Genomic DNA, 25,013 nt, shown 5'->3' with positions numbered 1-25,013 from the left:
ATATGGCAAACCCCGTGCCAACCCCCTGCAACCTCGAGAGCCGCATAACCAAGCCATTTCGCGCGTATCGCACGCCAGCAGCGGGCTGTCCGCGGACAACGGGCAAGCTGTCCGGACAGCGCACGGACAGCGGTCATGCGTCCGCCACAAGCCCGAAGCGGGATCCGCCCTGCATGCGCTCACGTGCTGGTGCGACTCACTCGTAGGCCCAGCCCCAGCGCGACGTCACGGTCCGCTGCACCCACCTGTATTGGCGTTGGCTGCCACACGCACAACGCACGTTTGCGCTAGTCTTTTCCCAGCTAGCCGGGAGCCCGCTTCATGCCCCAGAAGCTTATCGGTCAGACTATTCGCCTCCTTCTGTTCTGGGCGTTGCTATTCGTTCCAGCCGGCACACTGGCGTGGCCTCAGGCGTGGATTTTCCTGGCGCTTTTCGTTGGTTGCGGCTCCGCCATCGGTGTGTGGCTGCTGAAGACGAACCCCAGCCTGCTGGCCGAAAGAATGAAATCGCCGTTTAGCGCGGACCAGGCGGCCCGGGATCGGGCCGTGATCATCGCCATCGTGCTGTGTTTTTTCGCGTGGTTCGTCTTGATGGGACTGGACGCACGACGATTCGCCTGGTCGCATACGCCAACCTGGGCCCAAGTGCTCGGCGCCTTGCTGATCGTTGGCGCGTTCTGCGGTTGGGCCCAGGTTCTTCGCGCGAACCACTACGCGTCAGTCACGGTTCGACTGCAGAAGGAACGCGGCCAGACCGTCATCTCCAGCGGTCCCTACGGCGTGGTGCGTCATCCGATGTACAGCTACGCGCTGCTGTTGTTTATCGGCGCGCCCCTGTTGCTCGGCTCACTGTGGGGCCTGCTGGGGCTGGCCCTGTTCGTGCCGCTGCTGGTCCTTCGCATACGCGGCGAAGAGGCCATGCTCATGGACGGCCTGCCCGGCTATCGCGACTACGCCGCCAAGGTACGCTTTCGCCTTTTGCCCGGCATGTGGTGACGAGTAGCGCCAAAAACGACGCGTGCTTCGAACGTACGAATCATGTTCGCTCCCCCACGGCGGGCGACGCTCGACCACCGTCGCTCGCTGCCTGCACGAGCCGCTTGGACTACTTGCGCGAGGAGTTGACGGAGGGCTCGGCGCCCTCGCCTTTCGCGGACACTCGCCTTGGCCGACGCACGGCCCTCAACTTGCCGCTGCCTCCGCCACCGCAGAAGAACTGATCACCGCCATCGGACTCCAGTCCCGACACGTTGACGCCGGGAGGCATCTCAAGCTTCTCAAGGACCTCGCCGGTACGAGCATCGATGCGCCTCAATTCACTCTCGTCGCCTTCCCAGGTGCCATGCCAGAGCTCGCCGTCGACCCAGGTGACGCCGGTGACGAAGCGGTTGGACTCGATGGTACGAAGCGTTGCCCCTGTTTCGGGATCGATTTGATGGATCTTGCGGGCCCGGTACTGCCCCACCCATAGCGAGCCTTCGGCCCAGGCGAGTCCCGAGTCGGCGCCGCCACCGGGAGCCGGAATGGTGGCGAGCACCTGACCCGTCTTCGGATCGATCTTCTGGATGCGATCCTCGGCGAGCTGGAACAGGTGCTGGCCGTCGAAGGCCGTACCGGCATGTGCGGCGACATCGATCGAACGCACCATTTTCCCACTCGCGGGATCGAGGGCGATCAATTTGCCACCGGATGCAAACCAGACATGCTGACCGTCAAACGATACCCCACCCACTTGGTCGACACCCGGGAAGGGCCCATATTCGCGAACGATTTCGGCGGCTGATTTGTTCATGCGTCTATCCTAGGGTTGCTCGGATCCATTCAACGAGGGTGTCACCGGTTCTGTCTGCTCGCAGATGCGTGCTGGGTCGACGAAGGCAGGCTGGCTGCCTGTCGAGTCGGCGCGGCGCGGAGCTGCGGGCAGACAGAACCGGCCCTTCGGGTGATGTCCAGCAAGCCCGCAGGCCGCGGTGCGCGACTTGCCCAGGCAGCCAGCCTGCGCGGCGCCACGCCCCGCACCCTGCGAACTTGCTGGACATCATGCCACCCTCGTTGAATGGATCGGAGCAACCCTAGTCACTCGGTAGTGGTGCGGGGAGTAACAAGATCGTCGTGAATCCTGGCACGGGCGGGGTCATCCAACGACGTGCTCGCCCGCGGCCAAACGACTGCACCTTGCCCACGGCCGCTAGCGAGTCGAGGATCCGCTGTACGGTACGCTGGCTGGCGCCTAGCGCAAGCGCCAGGGCGGAGCTCGACCACGACTCGCCGTCTGCGAGAAAGCTGAGCACCGCGGCATGCTGCTCTTCGACCGGCCACGTCAGCACAACGACCTCGCGAGCGTTGTGTGGCGCCAGCGCAAACCCCCGCTTCGTCGCACTCACACCGGCCAGCGGCTGCAACACCGTGCGAAGGCGCCCGATTTCGACGCGCAAGCGCGCTCGATGCGATTCGTCGGGGAGCTTGGCCCTGAAGGCGCGCGCGATGAGTATATTCCTCGACACATCCGCGGGCCACGCTTCGCCCAGCGCGCGCAAGAGCGTGAACAGCACCGGACGCCTCGCGAGCGAGACCATGGTGCGTGCGTCACGCACGACATAACGGCATGCATCGACGACGAACGCTTTCGATGCCTGCAAGGCCTCGACCTCCTCGAGCAGGAGAAGACGCTCCTCACCATGCGCCAACAGGCGAGCCGCTGGTGTGTTCAATACGAGGAATGCGCTTTCGACCTCCGCCGTGAGCGCAGGAATACCTGCAAGGCGCGCGGCGTGCGCAGCCTGATCAAGGGCAACGCGCGCTGTCTCCGTCCTCAGGCGGCGCATGGCGATGCCCGCAACGACCAGCTCGTGCGCGGCTCTCAGTGCGGGAGGAAATAGCCTGGGGTCGAGTTCGCCGAGCGTGCGCTCGGCTTCATCGAGGCGCCCGATCAGCAGGAGACGCCTGACCTCGAGATACCACGCATGCGCCGCGTTCACCCGATCGCCATGCGCTTCCAGCGTAGCCCGTGCTTCGTCGAGCGTCTTCGCAGGCCAGCCGAGGTCGCGCGAAACAAGGGCGATCTCGGCTTCGGCGACGACACACCTCGCGCGGGCCACGGCCTCCTTTGGACCGAAGGCGCGCGCCGCACGTCGCACGAGAGCCTTGGCTCGGACGAAGTCGCCGAGCTGCGCCATCGCGATGCCTCGAAGCGCGAGCGCCGCCGCGTCGTCGCGCAAGGCGACCAGGTTCAGTGCGCCGAGCGGATCACCCGCCGCGAGCGAACGCGCTGCGGCCGTGATCAGAGAGTCCATGGGAATCCCGCCACACTTGTCACTCCCACCGTTCGATACCCGCGCCTAATCTACCTCACGACCACCCATCAGCACGTCCTATCGATAACCGGACGTACGACGAAGCAGGCCTAACGGAGGGCACGACCATGACCATGCACAAGACGGGGACACGCGAAGAGTGGCTGGCAGCGCGGCTTGAGTTGCTCGAGGCGGAGAAAGCCATGACACGACGCAGTGACGAGCTGGCCCGGCAACGTCAGGCGCTGCCGTGGGTCCGGGTCGACAAGGCGTACCGTTTCGATACCGATGAAGGGAACGCCTCACTGGTCGACCTTTTCCAGGGGCGCTCGCAGCTCCTCGTCTATCACTTCATGTTCGGACCCGACTACATCGCAGGATGCCCGTCCTGCTCGTCCATCGCGGACGGATTCGACAGCTTCGCGGTGCACCTGGCGAACCATGACGTCACGCTGTCGGCCGTGTCACGGGCACCACTCGCGAAGCTTCATGCATATAGGCGGCGGATGGGATGGAAATTCCCCTGGGCGTCCTCGCGCGACGGCGACTTCAACTTCGATTTCAACGTCGGCTTCACCGAGGAGCAGCAGCGCAAGGGCGGCATCGAATACAACTATCGGCGCGAGGCAGCAGCGCCAACCCATGAGCCGCTGGCAGGCAAGACCGTGCAAGAGTGGCCATTGCGCGGTGGCGAGGGCCCCGTCGCGCAGATGGCGGCGATGACCGGAACTGACGTGGCGACGTACACCCGCGACAGGCCAGGCCTGAGCGCCTTCGTACTAGAAGATGGCGTGGTCTATCACACCTATTCCACCTATGCGCGCGGGCTGGACGGCATCTGGGGCATGTACCAATGGCTCGACCGCACCCCGCTGGGGCGCAACGAGCAAGGTATCTGGTGGCGCCGTCACGACGAGTACGGCGAGCAACGAGTCGCGTCATGAACGTCGTCGGCGCGACCGGAGAACGAGGCGTCTCCCGAGGCAGGGGTTCCGCGCCTGCCTCCCAGCGAACCTTCATCGGCGCTTCTGCACTGCTATTCGCTGGCAGCGCGCTGGTGACGATCGTCCGCTGCAGATCCATGTCGGCGATGGGCGAGATGCCCATGCCTGGCGGCTGGACGATGTCGATGGCGTGGATGCGGATGCCCGGGCAGACGTGGCTCGGCGTCGCGGCTTCGTTCGTTGGCATGTGGACCATGATGATGGTGGCGATGATGCTGCCTTCCCTGATGCCCATGCTTTGGTATTACCGCCAGGTGGTCGGCAGGATAGGCAAAACGCAGCTGGGCCGGCTGACCGCGCTGGTAGGCGCCGGATATTTCTTTGTGTGGACGGTGTTCGGCGCGGCGGCCTTTGCGCTGGGCGCCGCGCTCGCGGCCATCGAGATGTCGCTGCCGGCGGTGGCGCGCGCCGTCCCGATCGTGGTCGGCGTGGTGATCCTGATGGCCGGTGTACTCCAGTTCACTGCGTGGAAGGCACATCACCTTGCCTGCTGCCGGGGGCCATCGGCGAGTGGCGTCCCATTGCCCGCCCACGCAGCCGCAGCCTGGCGACACGGCCTGCGCCTCGGCTTCCACTGCAGCACCTGCTGTGCCGGCCTGACATCGATCCTCCTTGTCGTCGGCATCATGGACTTGCGTGCGATGGTTGTCGTGACGGCAGCCATCACCGCCGAACGTCTTGCGCCCGGTGGTGCGCGCGCGGCGCGAGTCACCGGGGCCGTCGCTGTCGGTGCAGGTTTGTTATTGCTGGGGCGAGCTAGCGGGCTCGCGTGACCCCTCCCGATCGCTCGCGACCGTCAGTCGCTTCTGAAAACGAATCAAGTCAAGGAAGATTGACGGTTGGCAGCGAGGTCAGACAGACTATCCACGCATCGTCATCCGATGCTTACCCATGCGCGCAAGCGGGTCTGCGCGCAGTCCAAACCGAGGGGTGCTGCGACGGAGTCAATCCGCCACGCTTGGTTTGGATCTCTGGAAAAGGGCGCCCTCCCTTGCAGGAGGTCTTGCCATGTCTGAATCCCCCATCCGTCGTCTCGCCATTGCCACGTCCGTGATCGTTCCCGGCATTCATCCCGACGACGCCCATCTCGCGGTCTCGCTTCAACGCCTCGGCATCGAACCGACGGCATGCGTCTGGAACGATCCGGACGTGAACTGGTCGCATTTCGACGCCGTGCTAATGCGCTCCACCTGGGACTACTTCAAGCACTACCCGGCCTTCAGGCAATGGCTCGATCAGCTGCCTGTTCCGACGATCAACAACAAGGCACTGTTGCGCTGGAATAGCGACAAACGCTACCTGCTCGAACTGGCGGCACAAGGCATCGAAATCATTCCTACGCAGATCGTGCCGGCCAGCCAGTTGCAGCAGACGCTGGCTTCGATGCCCGTGCAGCAGGTCGTGGTCAAACCGACCGTCAGTGGCACGGCCCGCCACACGGCTCGTGGCCGAAGCGATGATGTGGCGTTTAATCAGATCGTTGCGCAGCTTCCGTTGGAGTTCGATTACCTGATTCAGCCTTACGTACCCGAAGTCGTGAGCGATGGGGAGTGGTCCCTGCTGTTTTTCGATGGCGAATTCAGTCACGCGGTGATCAAGCGGCCGGCGGCGGGCGACTACCGGGTGCAGAGCGAATTCGGCGGCACTGCTCAAGCCATCGAGCCCGATGAGGCTCTGATTGCCACCGCGAAACGAGCCCTTGCAGCGGCGGCGGCCATCGGCCATGCCGATATTGCCTATGCGCGAGTGGACGGCGTGATATCCCAGGACCGCTTCCTGCTGATGGAGCTGGAAATGATCGAGCCCTTCCTGCATTTCGAAGGTCGGCACGAGGCGGCCGAACGTTTTGCGGCAAATCTGCGGAAACGATTGGCTGCCTGACCACGCCGAACCCGCCCGCCGAGGCCAGCCGCCTCGGCGGTGGGGAGCCGCCATTCGAAAGTTGGCTTTGCGCCTTTGAAGGCGCACCGATATTCTTCGAATATCCCTATCGACCTGGCACGAACAGTTCGCGCCAGCAGATTCAAAGCGCTACGCCGTCCGGCGTATCCCGGTTGCACAAACCTCCGCACACGCTCATTCCAGGAGATTATTCGTCGTGGCGCATTATTCAGGCCCCCTGCTCACGCGCCCCGTCGCCGAGACTTTGCTGGCCGCACGCGATGCTGCTGCGAGCGAATGGATCGGCTCGCTGGACCTGGGCCGCTCACAGGGCAGCGCGCCGCTGCAGGCGGATGCTTGGCACTGGAAAGGGCAGCGCTACCCGTATCCGCACAAGCTGAAAGACCGCACGATCTATTACTGGGACGGCGACGAGTTTGCGCCGATATCGCGCTTTTCCGGCTCGCTGATCAAGCTGGTGCCCACCGAATGGGGCGCACCCACCTTCGAGATCGACGGCATCAAGATGCTGCCCACGGCGAAGGAATCGCCGTTTGAGGATGCGCGCCGGAAAGTGGCGCTGGTCGAACCGCGCGGCAAGGTGTTGCTCGATACCTGCGGGGGCCTGGGCTACTTCGCCGCTTGCTGTCTTGAGGCTGACGTGGCGAGCATCCACTCGTTCGAGAAGAACCCCGACGTGTTGTGGTTGCGCACGCTCAACCCTTGGTCACCGGATCCGGACGAGCCCGCCCAGGGCGGCCGTCTGCAGCTCACCCAGGCCGACGTGTCACAGGTGATCGCGCAAGTGGCCGACGCCTCGGTGGACGCGCTGCTGCATGACCCGCCGCGCTTCGGTATCGCCGGCGAGCTCTACTCACAGGTGTTCTACGATCATCTGGCACGCGTACTCCGCCGCGGCGGACGCCTGTTTCACTACACCGGCAGCCCCAACAAACTCACCAGCGACCGTGACGTCCCACGCGAAGTGGCGAAACGCCTGGAGAAAGCGGGTTTCAAGGCCCAGCTGGCCCTGGACGGCGTCCTGGCGATACGGCGTTAAGCAGCAAGATGAGCCTGCAGCGCCGCGTCGTGCGCAATGGCGGACGCATCCTTCGTAATCGAACAGGAGAGCCACCCTTTTGTGCACGCCATCTCAAAATTCACGCACCCTGCTTCTGCCATACCGGCACCGGAAATTGCATCCTGAACGGGCCCATTACTAGGTTTGAGCCAAGTCCGGGTTTGTGCTGTTGCCGGTCGCCAGTTGTGCCATCGTTATCACGACACTCGTGCCCGGCCAGACATCGCGTTCGCGCTTCGCACACAGGTGTTTTTGGAGTGGCACTGTTTATCTTGAATGGGCGGATGATTTCATCCGCTTTGGTCACTTTGACTCTGGAGGATTGATGAAACGCTTGTTTATCTTCGTCGTGACGGCCGCACTACTCGCCGGAACTGCCGCCACCTATGCGTCCCCCCAGGACGATAGTCGCTACCATGATCAGCACCGCGACGATGACCGCGATCATCATGATGGCGATCATCGTGATGGCGATCATCGTGATGGCGACCGCGATCGAGGCGATCGTGGTCATGATCGTGATTACCGGGAAGAAGGTCACCACGACAACGGCGAGCACAAGGGCTGGGAGAAGCAGGCGTATCGACGTGGCGAACGCATGCCGGATCGTTACTACTCGCATGAGTATTACGTCACCGATTATGAGCGCTACCACGTCCGCCGCCCCGATCCGGGCTATCGCTGGGTACGCAGCGATGACGGCCAGATCGTGCTGACCGCGATCGCTTCCGGCATCATTATCGATGTCGCACTGACGCACTAATTTCAGCACCGTGATAAGCCGCGCTTCGCGGCTTATCAATGCTCTCTGTTGTCGAACGAGAGCATCCCCATCCAGGGTTGTATCTATCGACAGGCGGAGCCCGCTGCTAGCCAAAGCGGGCTCCGCCGATATCGCGGCTCCTTCGGCAAGTCGAAGTTGCCCGCCCGGCGCCAGAAGCGCCCCTTCTTCATAAATCTTTACATGGCCGACAAACGCCGGTTACGGGCGTGAAGCACATTCGCATCCGGAGCATGTGCTTCGTCGAAAGAAGAACGACCATGAAGACTCACCTTCCGGAAGGTATGCGCCGATCACTCGGTGTTGCCCGTAAATCATGGGTGCTGATGCTGCTGGCGACCGGTGCGCTTACCCTGGGCATCAGCGCCCTTGGCCAGACGCCGCCAGCGGGTGCCATGCCCCCGCCCCCCCACCACGCAGGGATGGCACCAGGGCACTCGGCCGATGCCATGCGCCAGCATCTTTACAGCACCTTGAGTGTCACGGATGCGCAGAAGGCCAGGCTCGATCCGCTGATGCAACAGACCGCCACCGACTTCGGTGACTTTCACGCGCAGCTGGAATCAGGGCATGGGGAAATCATGACCTTGCTTACTGCGAACACCGTCGATCGCAAGGCGCTCGAGCGGATGCGTGTCGCCCGGATGCACGAGATGGATCTGGCCTCCAAGCGGCTGATCGACCACCTGGCCGACGTGGCCGAAGCCCTGACACCGGCGCAGCGCCAGCAGGCGCGGGATGCGATGGCCCAGCATCAAGCCGCGCATTGAGCCCATGATCCATCTCGCGTTTGCGCGCTGGAGCACCTACAGTGCCAGGCCATATGGCTGAGCACTTGCTGCTGGTTGAAGACGATGCCCGTCTGGCGGACATGCTCCAGGATTACCTGGGCCAGGCGGGTTTTCGCGTGACCGCAGCGGCCTCTGGCGCCGATGCGCTGCAGCGCCTGGCTACGGAACACTTTCAGGCCATGGTGCTTGACCTGATGCTGCCTGACATGGACGGTCTCGACGTCTGCCGCCGCGTGCGTAGCCGGTCCGATCTGCCCGTGCTGATGTTGACGGCGCGCGGCGAACCCATGGATCGCGTCGTGGGCTTGGAGCTGGGGGCCGACGACTACCTGCCCAAGCCGTTCGAGCCAAGAGAACTGCTGGCCCGGCTCCGTTCGATCATGCGCCGCCGCGGTGGCGCCGCGCCGGCGCAGTTGCTGCGCTTCGGGCGCCTGGAAATCGACCGCGACGCACGCTCGCTCTATGTCGACGGCGAGATACGCAACCTCACGTCGTATCAGTTCGCACTGCTGCTGGCGCTGGCCACGCACAGCGGCCGCGTGCTGTCGCGCGACAGCTTGATGGACCTACTGAAGGGCGAGCACATCGAAGCGTTCGACCGCTCGATCGACGTGCATATCTCGCGCATACGCGCGCTGATCGAGGACGACCCCAAGCGGCCTCGACGCATCATTACCGTGCGCGGCGCGGGTTATGTATTTGCCCGGGCGCAGGATTAACGTCGTGCGCCTGTATATCCGCTTTTATCTCGCCCTGCTCGGCAGCCTGATCGCCTTCGCGCTGATAACGGGCGCGGCGTGGCACCTCAGTGGCACCGCCGGCATGCGCATGCCGGCGGGCCATTCGATGGTCGCGGTCATGCTGGTCTTCCTCCTGCTCGCGCTCACGATAGGCGCTGGCGCCTACCCCATCGTGCGGCGGCTGTCGCGCCGACTGGAGCGATTGCAGCAAGCTGTCGAAGCCCTGGGAGCGGGTGATCTCACCGTCCGCGTACCGATGGAAGGCAAGGATGAAGTAGGCCAGCTTGCGCTCAGCTTCAACCAGGCCACCGAACGTATCGAGAAGCTGGTCGGCGCACACAAGACGCTGCTCGCGAATGCGTCGCACGAATTGCGCACGCCGCTGGCGCGCATCCGCTTGGCGACGGAGCTGATGAAGGGAAGTATCGACCCTCAACGCCGCGCCGGGCTGGAGCAGGACATCAACGAGCTGGACGTGCTGATCGACGAGATTCTGCTCGCCAGTCGACTCGAAGCAATGCCGGAATGGCATGCCACTGAAGACATCGATATCCTCGCGCTGGCCGCCGAAGAATGCGCCCGCTTCGATGACGTGCTTCTTTCCGGTGAAGCCGTGGTCGTGCCTGGCGATTCGCGCCTGCTGCGTCGGCTGATCCGCAACCTGCTGGAAAATGCGCAGCGCCATGGTAAGCCGCCGATCGAGCTGAGGGTATCGGAAGACCGACACATGGCGACCATCGTTGTCCACGACGCCGGCGAGCTGCTTGAGGGCGGCGACCATGATCGATTGTTCGAACCATTCTATCGCCGCCCCGGCACCACGTATGGCGTGGGCACCGGCCTGGGCTTGTCGCTGGTACGGCAGATTGCGCAACATCACGGGGGTACGGCGAATTGCGTTTCGACCCGTGAAGCCGGCAATTGCTTCGTGGTGACCTTGCCCGCATCGCATGACCGAGACGCCATCCCGGCGACTAGCTTCCCAACCGCGAAGCGGGTCTAGCCGGGATGACGCGTGTGAGCCTGGTCAGACGTTTCCTGATGGCAGTTACATATTGCGGCGGTACTCGCCACCCACGTCATACAGCGCGTGGCTGATCTGGCCAAGCGAGTTGTACTTCACCGCTTCCATCAGCTGCTCGAACACATTCCTCCGGTCGCGCGCCGTGTTCTGCAGCGTCTTGAGGCTGTCCGGCGCCATGTCGTTGCGCGCCTTGCCAAAGGCGAGCACGTTGTCGATCTGCTGGCCCTTCTCGCCCTCCGTCGAACGGATGAGCTCGATCTCGGTGGCGATCTCGCCGCCATGATCCTTGGGCAGGAAAGTGTTCACGCCGATCAGCGGTAGGCTGCCGTCGTGCTTCTTGTGCTCGTAGAACATCGACTCTTCCTGGATCTTGCCACGCTGGTACATGGTGTCCATGGCGCCCAGCACGCCACCGCGCTCGCTGATCGCGTCGAACTCCTTGTAGACCGCTTCTTCGACGATGTCGGTGAGCGCATCGACGATATAGCTGCCCTGCCAGGGGTTCTCGTTGAAGTTGAGGCCCAGCTCCTTATTGATGATCATCTGGATCGCCACGGCGCGACGCACGCTTTCTTCGGTCGGCGTGGTGATGGCTTCATCGTAGGCATTGGTGTGCAGGCTGTTGCAGTTATCGAACAACGCGTACAGCGCCTGCAGCGTGGTGCGGATATCGTTGAACTGGATCTCCTGCGCATGCAGCGAACGGCCGGAGGTCTGGATGTGGTACTTCATCATCTGGCTGCGCGCACTGGCACCATAGCGTTCGCGCATGGCCCGCGCCCAGATGCGTCGGGCCACGCGACCAATCACGGTGTACTCCGGGTCCATGCCGTTGGAGAAGAAGAACGACAGGTTCGGCGCGAAGTCGTCGATGTTCATGCCGCGCGCGAGGTAGTACTCGACAATGGTGAAGCCATTGCTGAGCGTGAAGGCGAGCTGGCTGATCGGGTTCGCACCGGCTTCGGCGATGTGATAGCCGGAGATCGATACCGAGTAGAAGTTGCGCACCTTGTGGTCGACAAAGTACTGCTGGATGTCGCCCATCATGCGCAGCGCGAATTCCGTGGAGAAGATGCAGGTATTCTGCGCCTGGTCTTCCTTGAGGATATCCGCCTGCACGGTGCCACGCACGCTCTGCAGGGTCTCCTGCTTGATGCGCGCATAGGTCTCCGCGTCCACCAGTTGGTTGCCGGTGACGCCGAGCAGGCCAAGGCCCAGGCCTTCGTTGCCCTTGGGCAGCCCGCCGGCATACGTCGGGCGCTGGCCATGGGCGTACAGCGCGGCGATGTGCTTCTCGGCGGCGGCCCAGCGTGCAGGATCGGCCTTGAGGTACTTCTCCACGTTCTGGTCGATCGCGGTGTTCATGAACATCGCGAGGATGATCGGTGCAGGACCATTGATGGTCATCGACACCGAGCTGGTCGGCGCGCTGAGGTCGAAGCCGGAGTACAGCTTCTTCATGTCATCGAGCGAGGCGATATTGACGCCGGAGTTGCCGATCTTGCCGTAGATGTCCGGACGCGGCGCCGGGTCTTCGCCATACAGCGTGACCGAGTCGAACGCGGTGGACAGACGCGTGGCCGCACCGCCCTGGCTCAGGTAATGGAAGCGGCGATTGGTGCGCTCGGGCGTGCCCTCGCCCGCGAACATGCGGGTGGGGTCTTCGCCGGTACGGCGGTACGGATACACGCCACCGGTGTACGGGTAGTGGCCCGGCAGGTTCTCGCGCATCAGGAAGCGCAGCAGGTCGCCCCAATCCTTGGTCCTGGGCGGCGACACCTTCGGGATCTTCTGGTGGCTCAGCGATTCGCGGTAGTTGTCCACGCGAATCACCTTGTCACGCACCTTGTATTCGTTGAACTCGTCGGTCACCGACTTGTAGCGCGCGGGCCACTCATGCAACAGGTGAATGGCTTCGTGGCTGAGTTCTTTCAGGGCTTCGTTGTAGCGCTGACGCAACGTGAGCAGGGTGCGATCGGCGCCCTCCTCGTGCAGTACGGCGGATTCGTAGCGAGCCAGCGCACGAGGCAACTTGTCATCGCCCAGATCCTTCAGCGATTCGTAGTAATGCTGCGCCTTGCTGGCGAACTCGGCCTCATCCTCGATTTCCTTGTTGATGCCGCGGCCCTGCTCGGCGATCTCGGCGAGGTAGCGCACGCGGCTGCCGGGAATAAGTACGGTGGCGCGCGGTTCCTTCAAGGTGGTGTCGAGGTCGGGCGTCCACTTCTCGGCCGGCAGGCTGAGCTTCTCGCGCAGCAGGCGGCACAGGTTGGCGAACATCCAGGTAACGCCCGGGTCGTTGAACTGGCTGGCAATAGTGGGAAACACCGGCACTTGCTCATCGGTGAGCGAGAACGCGGTGCGGTTGCGCTTCCACTGCTTGCGCACATCACGCAGCGCATCTTCGGCGCCGCGCTTGTCGAACTTGTTGAGCACGATCAGTTCGGCGAAGTCGAGCATGTCGATCTTCTCGAGCTGACTGGCCGCGCCGTAATCGCTGGTCATCACATAGGTGGGGAAATCCACCAAGTCGACGATTTCAGAATCGCTCTGGCCGATGCCGGCGGTTTCCACGATGACGAGGTCGTACGGCTGCGCCTTGAGGAAATCGATGCAGTCATGCAACACCGCGCTGGTGGCGGCATGCTGGCGGCGCGTGGCCATGGAGCGCATATAGACGCGATGGCTGCGCAGCGAATTCATGCGGATGCGATCGCCCAGCAAGGCGCCGCCGCTACGGCGACGCGTCGGGTCCACCGCGAGTACGGCGATGCGCATCTGCGGGAACGCATGCAGGAAACGCAAGAGCAGTTCGTCCACCACCGACGACTTGCCTGCGCCACCGGTACCGGTCACGCCGAGTACCGGCGTCTGCTTGCCGGCCATCTTCCACTGCTTGCGCAGGTGCTCCAGCTCCGCTTCCGGCAGTTCGCTTTCCTCGATCGCGGAAAGCATATGGCCAATCGAGATCTCGTCGTCGATATCGACCAGCGGCACGACTGTGGTCGCCTGCTCCAGCTTGGCGCGTTGGTTGGCAGCCGTGCGCGTACGACTCATGACGTCTTCGATCATCTCGACGAGACCGAGCTTCATGCCGTCGTTCGGGTGGTAGATGCGCTCCACGCCGTAGGCCTGCAGTTCGCGGATCTCTTCTGGCGTAATGGTGCCGCCACCGCCGCCGAATACGCGGATGTGCGCGGCGCCGTGCTCCTTCAACATGTCGACCATGTACTTGAAGTACTCGACATGGCCGCCCTGGTAGGACGACAGCGCGATGGCATCGGCGTCTTCCTGCAGCGCGGCACGCACGACGTCTTCCACCGAACGGTTATGCCCGAGGTGAATCACCTCGGCACCTTGCGACTGGATGATGCGACGCATGATGTTGATGGCGGCGTCGTGGCCATCGAACAGGCTGGCTGCCGTGACGAAGCGCAGTGGACGGGTCTCCGCCTGGGCGGCGCTGGCGGGAACGTGCTGGGCGGGGGAACTCATGGGGACTCCGAAACTGCGTATGCGTCGAATCTCCCGATTTTAGCTGTTGGTTGCGTTTGGAACATGTTGCGGCGCGTTTTTCTTGCCAGAGCCCTGATTCATGACGGTTTTGCGCGTGCCAAGTGAAGACCGTGCGCATGGGTATCGTGAGGCCTGCGGTCGCGCACAGGGTGCGCTCCTACATCGATCCGCGCCTGTAGGAGCGCGCCCTGTGCACAACCCAACGCAGCTCAGGCGTCACCAAACGGCAAATTCGGCGACGACACCACGCGCTCACCGACCACCTCGCCACGCAGGAACGCGAGCGAGGCCTCGATGACTTCCGGGGCATCGAGCACGTCACGGTGGCCTAGCCCCTGCGTGGTGAGCAAGCGCGCACCACTCAAGTAACGGGCATATCGCTCGCCTTCTGCCCAAGGCACATCGCGATCGTCCATGTCATGCACGATGAGTGCGGGCTGGCCGAGCGCAGGCAGATGGCGATGCACCTGGAGGTCGTGGATATTGACCCCGGACATCGCCTCCAGGCGATCGTGCAGGCGCCCATTGAGATGTCCACCAAGATGAACGAAGCGGGTGAAGCGGCGGGTGGCATCCACCGGATCGGCGGCGGGTGCGATCAGAATGAGCTTCTGCGCATGCCAGGCATCACCCTGCGCCAGTGTGGCTGCGGTGCCGCCCAGCGAATGGGCGATGGTGAGTGCGGCATCACCGAAGTGCTTGCCGACCTCGCGCACGGTATTCACGAAATCCGGCAGGGAGCAGTAGCGCCCGCCACTCTTGCCATGGCCCGGCTGGTCGAACGCCACCAGCGCATAACCGAGTGCTCGCAACGACTTCACCCAGGGCAAATAGCGCAACCCGAAGCTCGACCATCCATGCACCAGCAGCGCGTAAGGCTGCCGCTTCGGGTCACCCCAGACATAGGTGGCGATGCGCTGGCCGGCGATATCCAGCTCCGCATAGGTCATCTCGGCATCGGGCTGGGCACCCTGCGCCCGTGCCCGACTGCTGCTGAAGGGCGTGACGAAAAGCTGCGCTGCGCGCTTCACCGCGCGCGCGGGTGCGAGCCGGCTGCCCAGGGCGAAGCCGGCACGCACGGCCTTGAGCTTCAGCGCGTCGGTGCCGTGATGAGGTTTGGCGGCGGTAGTAGTGCGAGTCATGGCGCGGCCCTCCGGTCAGGGGCAGGACGATAGCTGGCAAGCAAACGCTCAAAGCCGGCCTGCGTGTGCTGGCGGGCTTGTTCAAAGCCGAACAGACCCGCGTCGTGATGCAGGCCCAGGATGAGCGCATAGATTTCGAAGGCGAGCTGTGCCGCGTTGGTATCCTCGCCCAGCTCGCCGTTCTCCACCGCGTGGTTGATGGCGCGACACATTTCCTGACGCCACCCCGATTGCTGGCGGGTGACGGCGTCGTGCAGCGGACCTTCGCGGCCGTCGTATTCGCTGACCGCCGTAAGCAGTACGCAACCGCTGGCGTATTCGCATGACCATTCGATCCAGCGCGCCACGATTGCCCGCAGCCGTGGCAGACCACGCGGCAGTTTCAGCGCCGGCCACTTCACGCGTTGCAGGAAGCGCAACTGCCCTACTTCCAATACCGCCAGCTGCATGTCCTCGCGCGAGCCGAAATGGGCGAACACGCCGCTCTTGGACATGCCCACGCCTTGCGCCAACGAGCCTATGGACAGCCCCTCCAAGCCCTCGCGGCGAGCCAGCTCATACGCATGCTCGAGGATCAGTTCGCGGGTGGCGGCACGCTTGCTAGTAGGGATGGCGCTCATGGGGTGAATAAATAGCACGACCGTTCGTTCTTTTTCAAGCGTTGTTTTATGAACGGCCGCCGTCATCCAGCCTGCGCGAAACTGAACAAGGCAGGTAAATCCGGTCAACACGGTTGAGACGCGGTCGTTTTCCGCCCTGTAGCCGCGCGGTGCGGCGACCACAAGGAGAACGCCACATGCTCAGCACCACCCGCAAGTTCGCCCTGCTCGCTGCCCTTGGTATCGCCAGCGCGGGCGCGGCCTACGCCCCGACAGCGGCGGCGGGCGTGGTCGTGGATGTCGGCATCGACGTGGCCCCACCGGCGCCACAGTACGAAGTGATTCCACCGCCGCGCGCGGGCTTTGTCTGGGCGCCGGGCTATTGGCGCTGGGAAGGTCACCGCCATGTATGGGTCGGCGGTAACTGGATACCGGTTCGCCCCGGCTACGTCTACCACCAAGCCCGCTGGGAACGTCATCACGATGGCTGGCATCTGCACGAGGGCTCTTGGGGCCGCTGAGCAAGCAACAACTTGCGAGGTACGAGGCCGCGGGGTTCGATCCCTTCATCACTTAGCTAGCTACCCGCCAGTTGCGTCAATGACATAGCCAGGATTACTGGCGCACTGACCCGGGGGGCGTGGCAAGGACAAACCGCAAGCCCTTGCCGGTAAAGAAAAATCGAGTGAAAAACGCCTGCAGCCAGAAAGGTAAGCCTCAGCAATGCGCGTCATTGTTCAACGACAACACTCACATTCCTTTCACAAAGGCACTCATCTATGTCGATTCGTCTAGTCGCCCTCACGGCCTTGACCCTGTTGGCCAGCGGCTGTGTTGTCGAACAGCCCGCCCGTCCGCGCCCGATGGTGGTGGAACGCGAGCCTGTAGTGCAGCGCGAGTACGTCGAAGTGATCGCGCCGCAGCAGCCGCCGGTAGAACTGGTGGAAGCCGAGCCGGCGCCGCGTCATGGCTACGTCTGGGCTCGCGGCTACTGGCATTGGGATGGTCGTCAGTACATTGCGCACCGCGGCCATTGGGAAGCCGAGCGCCCTGGTTACCACTACGTGCACCCGCACTACGAGCGTCGCAACGACGGCTGGCACCTCAACGTGGGTGTATGGGCCGCAGGCTAAGCATCTGGCTGGTTGCGGCGACCCGAAACGATGGGGCGTGCGCATGGAAACAGGCCCATACGCCAGCGCTTTGATGCGCCGCGACATCAGCCCTGCCTCGCCCCGTATTAGAATTGCTGTCTAACCTCATCGCCTCAGCTCTGCTGGGGCGTTTGAGTTTCAGGCGTTTTCTGCCTTGGCGGGGCCGTGCTGCATCGTTCCCGCCTCCATTCCAGCGTGCCGTCCCCGGGCACTCAACTTGGAGTCACCGTTCCAATGATTTTCGAAACCATCGCCAACACGGGTCACGAAGAAGTCGTCTTCTGCCATAACAAGGACGCTGGCCTGAAGGCCATCATCGCGATCCACAACACGGTGCTGGGTCCGGCACTCGGCGGCCTGCGCATGTGGCCGTACAAGACCGAGCAGGACGCGGTGAACGACGTGCTGCGCCTGTCGCGCGGCATGACCTACAAGAACGCCGTGGCTGGCCTGAACCTGGGCGGCGGCAAGGCCGTGATCATCGGCGACCCGAGCAAGGACAAGTCCGAGGCGCTGTTCCGTGCGTTCGGCCGCTTCGTCAATTCGCTCAACGGCCGCTACATCACCGCCGAAGACGTCGGCATCGACGTCAACGACATGGAATACGTGTTCCGTGAAACCGAATACGTGACCGGCGTGCACCAGGTGCATGGCGGCTCGGGCGACCCGTCGCCGTTCACCGCGTTCGGCACGCTGCAGGGCCTGATGGCCGCGCTGCAGGTCAAGCACGGCAACGAAGACGTGGGCAAGTACAGCTACGCCGTGCAGGGCTGCGGCCATGTCGGCAGCGAGTTCATCAAGCTGTTGCGTGAGCAGGGCGCCAAGGTGTTCGTCACCGACATCAACAAGGATGCCGTGCAGCGCTGCGTGGACGAGCTGGGCTGCGAAGCCGTAGGCCTGGACGAGATCTACGACGTCGACGCCGACGTGTACTCGCCGTGCGCCCTGGGCGGCACGCTCAACGAGCAGACCATCGATCGCATCAAGGCCAAGATCATCTGCGGCGCCGCCAACAATCAGCTGGCCACCGACGCCATCGGCGACGAGCTCCAGCGTCGCGGCGTGCTGTACGCACCGGACTATGCGGTGAACGCAGGCGGCGTGATGAACGTGTCGCTGGAAATCGACGGCTACAACCGCGAGCGTGCGATGCGCATGATGCGCACGATCTACTACAACCTGGGTCGCATCTTCGAAATCTCCAAGAACGAAGGCGTGCCGACCTACAAGGCAGCCGACCGTCTGGCTGAGGAGCGCATCACGGCTATCGGCAAGATCAAGCTGCCGAACATGGGCGATCATGGCCCGCGCTTCGCCGGTCGCATGCGCGGTCAGTAAGCACGAGCCACTCGGTTCAGGAGACGCCGGCCTCGTGCCGGCGTCTTTTTTTGGGGCCACGCGAGCTTTGTGGCGTAGCGGTATCTTGCGGGAGCGGCTTTAGCCGCGATGAGCATGCCGCCCGATCGCGGCTAAAGCCGCTCCCACATTGCCCCCAACATCACGCGGCGCCCATCAAGGTGCAGCCAAGCCGTATGCTGGCGCGCATGCCTGTTGCCACTCTCGCCCATCGCTGGCGCCGCCTGCGCGGCTCCGACCGCTACGCCGAATGCCTGCGCGTCCTGCTTGCGCTGGGCGGTGCCGTGGCCTGGTGTTTCGCCATCGACCGCATCGACGCGGTCAGCCCCGCCCTGCTCGGCGTGATTGCCTGCGCGCTGGCCGAAACCGAGGACCATTGGCGCAACCGCCTGAGCACCCTGCTGGTGACGCTGGCTTGCTTCGCCGCGTCGTCCTTCGCGGTGCAATCGCTGTTTCCCTACCCTGCCTTATTCGCCCTGGGCCTGCCGCTAGCTACCTTTGTGCTGGTGATGCTGGGCGCGATCAGCGAGCGCTACGCCACCGTGGCGGGCGCCACCTTGCTGTTGGCGGTGTACGCGATGATCGGCGCCGACCAGGCCGGCATGGCCATCAAGCCGTGGCACCAGCCGCTGATCCTGCTGGCAGGCGCGGCCTGGTACGGCGTGCTGTCGCTGGGCTGGAGTGTGCTGGCGCCGCAGCAGGCCGTAAGGCATGCGCTGGCACGTCTGTTCGATGCCTTGGCCGATTACCTCGCGGGCAAGTCCGCGCTGTTCACGCCGGTCCATGGCGTGGATCGCGAAGCCTTGCAGCTGTCGCTGGCCATGAAGAACGAACGAGTGGTGGAGGCGCTCAACGACACGCGATTGATCCTGCTCGACCGCATCGGCGCGAGGCGTCCACGAGGCACCACGGCCGAGCGCCTGCGCCTGTATTTCATGGCACAGGACATCCATGAACGCATCAGCTCCGCGCATTACGCGTATGACGCACTGGCCGAAGCGTTGTTCCACAGCGATGTATTATTTCGCTGCGCGCACCTGCTGCAACTCGAAGCACGCGACTGTCGCCAGCGCGCGGACGCGTTGCGCCTGCGCACGCAGACCCCAGAGCCCAGCGAGACCCGCGCTTCGGCCGAGGATCTGCAAAGCGCGGTCGTGGCGCTGCGCGAGCAAGCGCGTCCACCCGCCGAGCACGTGCTGCGCTCGCTCGATGCGCTGGTGCGCAACCTCGTGGCGATCCAGGCGCAGCTGCAAGGCGACACGCCCGTCGGGCTGCCCGCTGCCGGCGCCGACAGCGCCTTGCAGAATCCAGCGCCGCAGACGCTCGGCGAGGCCTGGACGCAGATCCGCATCCAGCTGACCAGGCAGTCGTTCCGCTTCCGCCATGCGCTACGACTCGCCGTCGCGCTGATGGTGGGCTATGCGGTGCTGCATGCAGTGCACCCGCGTCACGGCTACTGGATCCTGCTGACCACCTTGCTGGTGTGCCAGCCCAGTTATGGTGCGACACAGCTGCGCCTGGTGCAGCGCTTGACCGGCACCCTCATCGGCCTGGTGCTTGGCTGGGCCACGCTGCGGCTGCTGCCGTTCGGTCCCTGGCAGATGCCACTGATCGTGGCGTCGGGCGTGGTGTTCTTTGCCGCCCGTCTGCGCCGCTATGCCACAGCCACGGCTGCGATCACGCTGTTTGTCGTGCTCTGCTTCAACCAGGTGGGCAACGGTTACGAAGTGATGTTGCCGCGCCTGCTCGACACCTTGATCGGCGCCGCCATCGCCGCGCTGGCGATGCACTTCATCTTGCCGGACTGGCAGGGCCGCCGGTTCGACGATGTGCTGGCCGACACGCTAGGCAGCGATGCGCGCTATCTCGCCCGGATCATGGCGCAATACGCGACCGGTCGCCGCGACGATCTGGACTATCGCGTCGCCCGTCGCGAGGCACACAACGCGAATGCCACGCTCAGCAGCGCGCTGGCCAAGATGCTGCGTGAACCCGGGCGGCATCGTCGTGGCAACGAGACGCTGCTGCGCTTCCTGGCCGCCGCGCATATCCTGCTGGGCCAGCTGTCGGCACTGGGCGCCAACCGCCAGACGATGGCAGCGGGCCCGGCGCGCGAGATCGTGGTCGAGGTGGGAGGCGTCACCGTGAAAGCGCTGGAACAGCTGGCGCAATCCCTCGCCAAGCGCAGCGCCATGGTCTCAGAGAATTACGAGCAGATGCCGACCGGCGCAGCCTGCCTCCAAGATGCCGGCAATGAAACAGCCCGGCTGGTACTCGGACAGCTCATCCAGGTGCTCGCCCAGCGCGACCGCCTTGCCGCTTTGTCGAAAGACCTTACGATCACGTGAGTCGCTGCAGCCGGCCCTGACCATCACGCGGGTCGTAGAGCTCTGCTAGAATTGTCAAACAAACGTGAAATTGTACGGCTTTGCCTACAAAGTCAGTTTGGATCCACAGGGGGCCCGTTACGCGGGTGCACATTTAGCGGGCTTTCGATCACGACAGCGCCCCAAGAGCGCTGTCGCGTTCTCGTGATCGTGTGTAGAAGGCAGCCGAAGATACCGGCACGACACGACGGGGAACGTAGCGGGCACTACGGGAACAGGGATTTATGAGTACGACCATGGCAAGCGGCATCAGCGACGAGGACATCCTGGACCGGCTGCGGCAGGTGCTGCACGACACGTTCGAGATCGAACCGGCCCGGGTCACGCCGGCAACGCACCTCTTCACCGACCTCGAACTGGACAGCATCGACGCCGTCGATCTGGCCATCCAGGTGCAGGACATGACCGGGACACGCATCAAGCCCGAGGATTTCAAGAGCGTGCGCACGGTGAGCGACGTGGTCGCCACGGTGAAAGCCCTGCTCGACCGCTGACCGGGCCGCTCCGTCCATGCAGGCATGCACCACCACCCGCGGCGAGGCGAACGCGCCCTGCGCGCTGATCCCGATCTATAACCACAAAGACACCATCGCGCGCACCGTGCAATCGCTGCGTGCCCATGGACTGCCGGTGGTGATCGTGGACGACGGCAGCGACGACGCTACGCGCGAGGTACTGGATGCCCTGGCGCTCGGCCAGCCGGACATCCAGCTGCTGCGCCTGCCGCACAACCAGGGCAAGGGTCGCGCGCTCACCGCCGGCCTGCTGGCGGCGCGCGCGGCGGGCTTCACCCACGCCTTGCAGATCGACGCCGACGGCCAGCATGACGTGGCCGATGCGCCCCGCTTCCTTGCCGAAAGCCGGGCCCATCCGCAGGCGCTGGTCTGTGGCAAACCGATCTATGACGACAGCGTGCCGCGTGCACGCCTGTACGGCCGCTATGTGACCCACGTGTTCGTGTGGATCGAGACGTTGTCGATGGCGATCCAGGATTCCATGTGCGGCTACCGTCTTTATCCGCTCGACGCCACCTGCGCCGAAATCGCGCGCAAGCGGCTGCCTGCACGGATGGATGTCGACACCGAGGTCGCAGTACGCCTGAGCTGGCGCGGCCTGCCGGTGCGCAACCTGCCTACGCGGGTGATCTACCCGGAGAACGGGCTTTCGCATTTCCGCATGTGGCGCGACAACCTGCGCATCTCGGCCATGCACACGCGCCTGCTGCTGGGCATGCTGCCACGTGCCCCGCGGCTGTTATGGCGCCGCTTGAATCCGCGGAAGGCGCCATGCGCCGCCTGATCGCCGCCCTGCTCTGCTGGCTCGCTTTGGGCGTGCATGCGCAAGCGCAGGACCCCGCCTTGTTGCAGCACATCCTCGACGAACTGGGCAGTCACGCCAGCGTGCGCGCGGCGTTTACCCAGAGCCGCGAGAATCCCGCGCTGACCCAGCCGCAGGTCAGCCGCGGCCAGCTTTTGTTCGTGGTCGGCCACGGCATGCTGTGGCAGGTCACCGAACCGTATCGCGAAAGCCTCGCGCTGACCGGCGTGCGCACCGCCCGCATCGATGAACACGGACAGCTGCAGACGGTGCGCGGCAGCGACCGCGGCGTCGCCCAGGTATCGCAGATGCTGCAATCGATGCTGTCGGGCAATCCCGAGGACGCGTTGCGCCAGTTCGAGGTGGAGGCTCACGGCACGGCAACGCGCTGGACCCTGCGCTTTACGCCGCGGCAGGAGCGCATGGCGCGCGTGCTGCGCCGGATCGAACTCGATGGCGACCGTTACTTGCAAGGCATCCAGGTGGAGCTGGCCAACGGTGAAAGTACCCACATCAGCTTTGCCGATACCCGCGATGCCGGCCCACTGAGCGCGCTGGAGCAGCGCGCGCTGGGCATAACTCCGTGAACCGTTGCGCGCCGCCGTTGCGCGCCGTCCTGTTCAGCGCCTTCGCCCTGATCGTGACGGGCCTGGGCGCGTGGTTGCTGCTCGGGCGCGGCGGCTCTCCGATCCAGACCGACCTGCTCGCCATGCTGCCGGCCACCGAACGCCATCCGCTGGCAGAAGCGGCGGTAGAGCGTTTGGCCCATGCCAACGGCGACCGCGTGGTCTTGCTGGTGGAGCATGCCGACGACGCTACCGCCAAGGACGCGGCGCGCGAACTGGGCAAGCGACTCGCCGCCGATCCCGCCTTCGCCTCGGTCACGGCTGAACTGCCGCCGTTCGACCTGGACGCACTGTTCGCACCGTATCTCGCGCACCGCTTCCACTTGCTCACCGACGCGGATCGCGAGGCACTGCTGCACCCCGACTACGATCCGACCCAGGCGCTGGCGCGTCGGCTCAATCAACCGTTCCTTGCTGGCTTAGGCATCGCCTTGCAGGACGATCCGTTCGGCTGGTTGCAGCACTGGATGGAGCAGCAACCCTGGAGCCGCTCGCCGCTGACGCCCGAAGACGATCTGCTCACCGCGCATCGTGACGATCGCAGCTATGTGATGGTGCTGGCCGCACTGCGCGGCTCCTCCTACGACGACAGCGTGCAGCGCGCAGCATTGGCCGCGCTGGCCCGCGCCGAACAGGCCGTGATCGTGCACCATCCAGGCGTCCGGCTGCTGCGTGCCGGCGCGGTCTTTCACGCCGCCGAAGCACGCGCCGGCGCCGAGCGCGATGTGCATGTCGTGGGACTGGCCTCGAGCCTGGGCATTGCCGTCCTGCTGCTGTGGACTTATCGCTCGCCGCGCCCGCTGCTGCTGGCTTTTCTTTCCACCGCCATCGGCGTGGCTTGCGCGGTTACCGTCACCTTGCTGATCTTCGGGCAGCTGTATCTGCTGACCCTGGTGTTCGGGGCGGCGCTGCTGGGCGAAGCGGTGGACTACTCGATCCAGTATTTGTGCGCACGCGCCAATGCCGGCCCGGCGTGGCAGGCCGAACGCGGCGTGCGTCAGGTGCGGCCGGCCCTGCTGCTGGCCCTGGCCACTTCGCTGCTGGGCTATGCGCTGTTGGGTTTGATGCCGTTTCCGGCGTTGCGCCAGATGGCCTGCTTCGCCATGGTCGGCATGCTCGCCGCCTGCCTCAGCGTGTTCTGCCTATTGCCGGCCTTGCTGGCCAAGCCGGCGAGCAAGCCGTTGGCCCCCTCGCTGGTGCGTTTCGCGCTGGCGCTGCAGCGGCGCGCCGGCCGGCTTGGTCGCGGCAGGTCGGGCATGCTCGCCGCCCTGCTGTTGCTGCTGGTGGCACTGCCAGGCTGGCTGCGCCTTGGCCATGACGACGATATTCATTTATTGATCACCTCACCGGCTGAACTTGCCGAACAGGAGGCGCGTATCCGCGACGTCACCGGTATCGGCAACAGCAGCCAGTTCTATCTCGTCCACGGTGACAGCGCCGAGCAGGTATTGCAGCGCGAAGAAGCCCTGGAAGCGCGCCTGCAGACGCTGGTGCAACAAGGGCAACTGGAAGGCTGGACCGGAGCGGCCGGCATGCTGCCCTCGATGCAGCGACAGCAGGCGAATCAGGCAGCGCTCGCGCCGCTGTTCGCCAACCGCGCGAACATCGAAGCGCTATTGCTGCGCGCGGGCTTGCGCGCCGACGTGGCCAGCGCGTACCTGGACGCGTGGCGCGGCCAGCCGCTTGGCCTGCCCGAGTGGTTGGCCATGCCTGTCTCCACGCCGTTCCGCTACCTGTGGATGGATCAAGGCAAGGCCGGCATCGGTTCCATCGTGCTGCCGCAGGGGCAGGACGATGCCGGGATCCTGCGCGCGGCGGCGGCGGGACTGCCCGGCGTGGCGCTGGTCGACAAGCCGGCCAGCGTCTCCGCCTTGTTCGGCCGCTACCGCGAATACGCCAGCGTCTGGCTGCTTGCCGCACTGGCCTTGGTCTCGGCGGTATTCGGCTGGCGCTATCGCCACGCCGCGCCGCGCGTGATCGCAGCGCCGCTGCTCGGCATCGGCCTGACCCTCGCCGTGCTGGGCTACCTCGGCCAGCCATTGACCTTGTTCCACTGGATGGCGCTGATGCTGGTGCTCGGCGTGGGGGCGAACTATGCGGTGTTTCTGCACGAGGGTGAGCCGCATGCGGCGCACCTGCCTGGTGCCACCTATGCCGGCGTGCTGCTGTCGGCCGTGACCGCCCTGCTCTCTTTTGGCCTGCTGGCCTTGAGTTCGATGCCGGCCTTGCAGCACTTCGGCATCACCTTATTGCTGGGTATCGGTTTCACCGCGCTGCTGGTGCCGGTAGCGAGCCCTGTCCGCGAGTACGTAGCCGTATGA

Annotated in this window: 22 protein-coding genes and 1 riboswitch; of the genes, 17 read left to right on the top strand and 5 right to left on the bottom strand. The window is 64.4% G+C overall.

What is annotated here, in order from left to right; translation table 11 throughout:
* The first annotated feature begins 321 nt into the window (after positions 1–321).
* Positions 322–996: a methyltransferase family protein gene (locus tag ACT01B_RS06350; RefSeq protein ID WP_445146531.1), complete on the top strand. Its 675-nt coding sequence runs from the start codon at positions 322–324 to the stop codon at positions 994–996.
* A 109-nt stretch (positions 997–1,105) separates the two neighbouring features.
* Here the strand turns inward: ACT01B_RS06350 and ACT01B_RS06345 are convergent, their stop codons facing one another.
* Positions 1,106–1,792, bottom strand: coding sequence for a Vgb family protein (locus ACT01B_RS06345; RefSeq protein ID WP_445146530.1), 687 nt, complete (start codon positions 1,790–1,792; stop codon positions 1,106–1,108).
* A 280-nt stretch (positions 1,793–2,072) separates the two neighbouring features.
* The gene (locus ACT01B_RS06340; RefSeq protein ID WP_445146529.1) at positions 2,073–3,293 is read right to left on the bottom strand and encodes a helix-turn-helix domain-containing protein; all 1,221 of its coding nucleotides are present in this window, start codon (positions 3,291–3,293) and stop codon (positions 2,073–2,075) included.
* Between the two features lie 128 nt (positions 3,294–3,421).
* On the opposite strand from ACT01B_RS06340, the gene ACT01B_RS06335 reads away from it, so the two are divergent.
* The 8 genes from ACT01B_RS06335 to ACT01B_RS06300 all read left to right on the top strand — a co-directional run bounded on the left by ACT01B_RS06335 (position 3,422) and on the right by ACT01B_RS06300 (position 10,574).
* Positions 3,422–4,237: a DUF899 domain-containing protein gene (locus ACT01B_RS06335; RefSeq protein ID WP_445146528.1), complete on the top strand. Its 816-nt coding sequence runs from the start codon at positions 3,422–3,424 to the stop codon at positions 4,235–4,237.
* Complete coding sequence (locus ACT01B_RS06330; RefSeq protein WP_445146527.1) at positions 4,234–5,070, top strand: DUF2182 domain-containing protein; 837 nt, start codon at positions 4,234–4,236, stop codon at positions 5,068–5,070. The genes ACT01B_RS06335 and ACT01B_RS06330 overlap by 4 nt, the downstream gene beginning before the upstream one ends.
* 146 nt (positions 5,071–5,216) lie before the next feature.
* Positions 5,217–5,291: riboswitch (S-adenosyl-L-homocysteine riboswitch) on the top strand.
* A 14-nt stretch (positions 5,292–5,305) separates the two neighbouring features.
* Positions 5,306–6,178, top strand: a complete 873-nt coding sequence (locus ACT01B_RS06325; protein WP_445146526.1) for an ATP-grasp domain-containing protein — start codon at positions 5,306–5,308, stop codon at positions 6,176–6,178.
* A 217-nt stretch (positions 6,179–6,395) separates the two neighbouring features.
* Positions 6,396–7,238 carry a class I SAM-dependent methyltransferase gene (locus tag ACT01B_RS06320; protein WP_445146525.1) on the top strand — a complete coding sequence of 281 codons (843 nt, stop codon included), beginning with the start codon at positions 6,396–6,398 and terminating at the stop codon, positions 7,236–7,238.
* Positions 7,239–7,422: 184 nt separating this feature from the next.
* Positions 7,423–8,022 carry an RcnB family protein gene (locus ACT01B_RS06315; RefSeq protein WP_445146524.1) on the top strand — a complete coding sequence of 200 codons (600 nt, stop codon included), beginning with the start codon at positions 7,423–7,425 and terminating at the stop codon, positions 8,020–8,022.
* A 278-nt stretch (positions 8,023–8,300) separates the two neighbouring features.
* Positions 8,301–8,810: a Spy/CpxP family protein refolding chaperone gene (locus ACT01B_RS06310; RefSeq protein ID WP_445146523.1), complete on the top strand. Its 510-nt coding sequence runs from the start codon at positions 8,301–8,303 to the stop codon at positions 8,808–8,810.
* A 53-nt stretch (positions 8,811–8,863) separates the two neighbouring features.
* Positions 8,864–9,550: a response regulator gene (locus tag ACT01B_RS06305; protein WP_445146522.1), complete on the top strand. Its 687-nt coding sequence runs from the start codon at positions 8,864–8,866 to the stop codon at positions 9,548–9,550.
* A 4-nt stretch (positions 9,551–9,554) separates the two neighbouring features.
* Complete coding sequence (locus tag ACT01B_RS06300; RefSeq protein WP_445146521.1) at positions 9,555–10,574, top strand: sensor histidine kinase; 1,020 nt, start codon at positions 9,555–9,557, stop codon at positions 10,572–10,574.
* A gap of 45 nt (positions 10,575–10,619) precedes the next feature.
* Here ACT01B_RS06300 and ACT01B_RS06295 read toward each other — a convergent pair whose 3' ends face one another.
* The 3 genes from ACT01B_RS06295 to ACT01B_RS06285 form a co-directional block, all read right to left on the bottom strand.
* A complete protein-coding gene (locus tag ACT01B_RS06295; RefSeq protein ID WP_445146520.1) occupies positions 10,620–14,090 on the bottom strand; it encodes a methylmalonyl-CoA mutase family protein in 3,471 nt (1,156 codons plus the stop codon).
* Positions 14,091–14,320: 230 nt separating this feature from the next.
* Complete coding sequence (locus tag ACT01B_RS06290; protein ID WP_445146519.1) at positions 14,321–15,253, bottom strand: alpha/beta hydrolase; 933 nt, start codon at positions 15,251–15,253, stop codon at positions 14,321–14,323.
* Positions 15,250–16,035, bottom strand: coding sequence for a TetR/AcrR family transcriptional regulator (locus ACT01B_RS06285; RefSeq protein WP_445146518.1), 786 nt, complete (start codon positions 16,033–16,035; stop codon positions 15,250–15,252). Before ACT01B_RS06285 ends, ACT01B_RS06290 begins: the two co-directional genes overlap by 4 nt.
* Positions 16,036–16,049: 14 nt before the next feature.
* Between ACT01B_RS06285 and ACT01B_RS06280 the strand changes: the two genes are divergently transcribed.
* The 8 genes from ACT01B_RS06280 to ACT01B_RS06245 all read left to right on the top strand — a co-directional run bounded on the left by ACT01B_RS06280 (position 16,050) and on the right by ACT01B_RS06245 (position 25,013).
* Positions 16,050–16,373, top strand: coding sequence for a YXWGXW repeat-containing protein (locus tag ACT01B_RS06280; RefSeq protein ID WP_445146517.1), 324 nt, complete (start codon positions 16,050–16,052; stop codon positions 16,371–16,373).
* Between the two features lie 258 nt (positions 16,374–16,631).
* Positions 16,632–16,985, top strand: a complete 354-nt coding sequence (locus ACT01B_RS06275) for a YXWGXW repeat-containing protein (protein ID WP_445146516.1) — start codon at positions 16,632–16,634, stop codon at positions 16,983–16,985.
* 255 nt (positions 16,986–17,240) lie between these two features.
* The gene (locus ACT01B_RS06270) at positions 17,241–18,344 is read left to right on the top strand and encodes a Glu/Leu/Phe/Val dehydrogenase dimerization domain-containing protein (RefSeq protein ID WP_445146515.1); all 1,104 of its coding nucleotides are present in this window, start codon (positions 17,241–17,243) and stop codon (positions 18,342–18,344) included.
* Between the two features lie 206 nt (positions 18,345–18,550).
* Positions 18,551–20,710 (top strand): YccS family putative transporter, encoded by a 2,160-nt coding sequence (gene yccS / locus ACT01B_RS06265; protein ID WP_445146514.1) that lies wholly within the window; start codon positions 18,551–18,553, stop codon positions 20,708–20,710.
* A gap of 275 nt (positions 20,711–20,985) precedes the next feature.
* Positions 20,986–21,243 carry an acyl carrier protein gene (locus ACT01B_RS06260; RefSeq protein ID WP_445146513.1) on the top strand — a complete coding sequence of 86 codons (258 nt, stop codon included), beginning with the start codon at positions 20,986–20,988 and terminating at the stop codon, positions 21,241–21,243.
* A 16-nt stretch (positions 21,244–21,259) separates the two neighbouring features.
* The gene (locus ACT01B_RS06255; RefSeq protein WP_445146512.1) at positions 21,260–22,048 is read left to right on the top strand and encodes a glycosyltransferase family 2 protein; all 789 of its coding nucleotides are present in this window, start codon (positions 21,260–21,262) and stop codon (positions 22,046–22,048) included.
* On the top strand, positions 22,036–22,653 hold the full coding sequence (locus ACT01B_RS06250; protein ID WP_445146511.1) for a LolA family protein: 618 nt from the start codon (positions 22,036–22,038) through the stop codon (positions 22,651–22,653). Before ACT01B_RS06255 ends, ACT01B_RS06250 begins: the two co-directional genes overlap by 13 nt.
* Positions 22,650–25,013, top strand: a complete 2,364-nt coding sequence (locus ACT01B_RS06245; protein WP_445146510.1) for an MMPL family transporter — start codon at positions 22,650–22,652, stop codon at positions 25,011–25,013. The genes ACT01B_RS06250 and ACT01B_RS06245 overlap by 4 nt, the downstream gene beginning before the upstream one ends.

It is taken from the genome of Dyella sp. Tek66A03 (assembly GCF_052567735.1).
The sequence above is the reverse complement of the archived record's forward strand: the minus strand, read 5'-3'. Positions and strand labels throughout refer to the sequence as shown.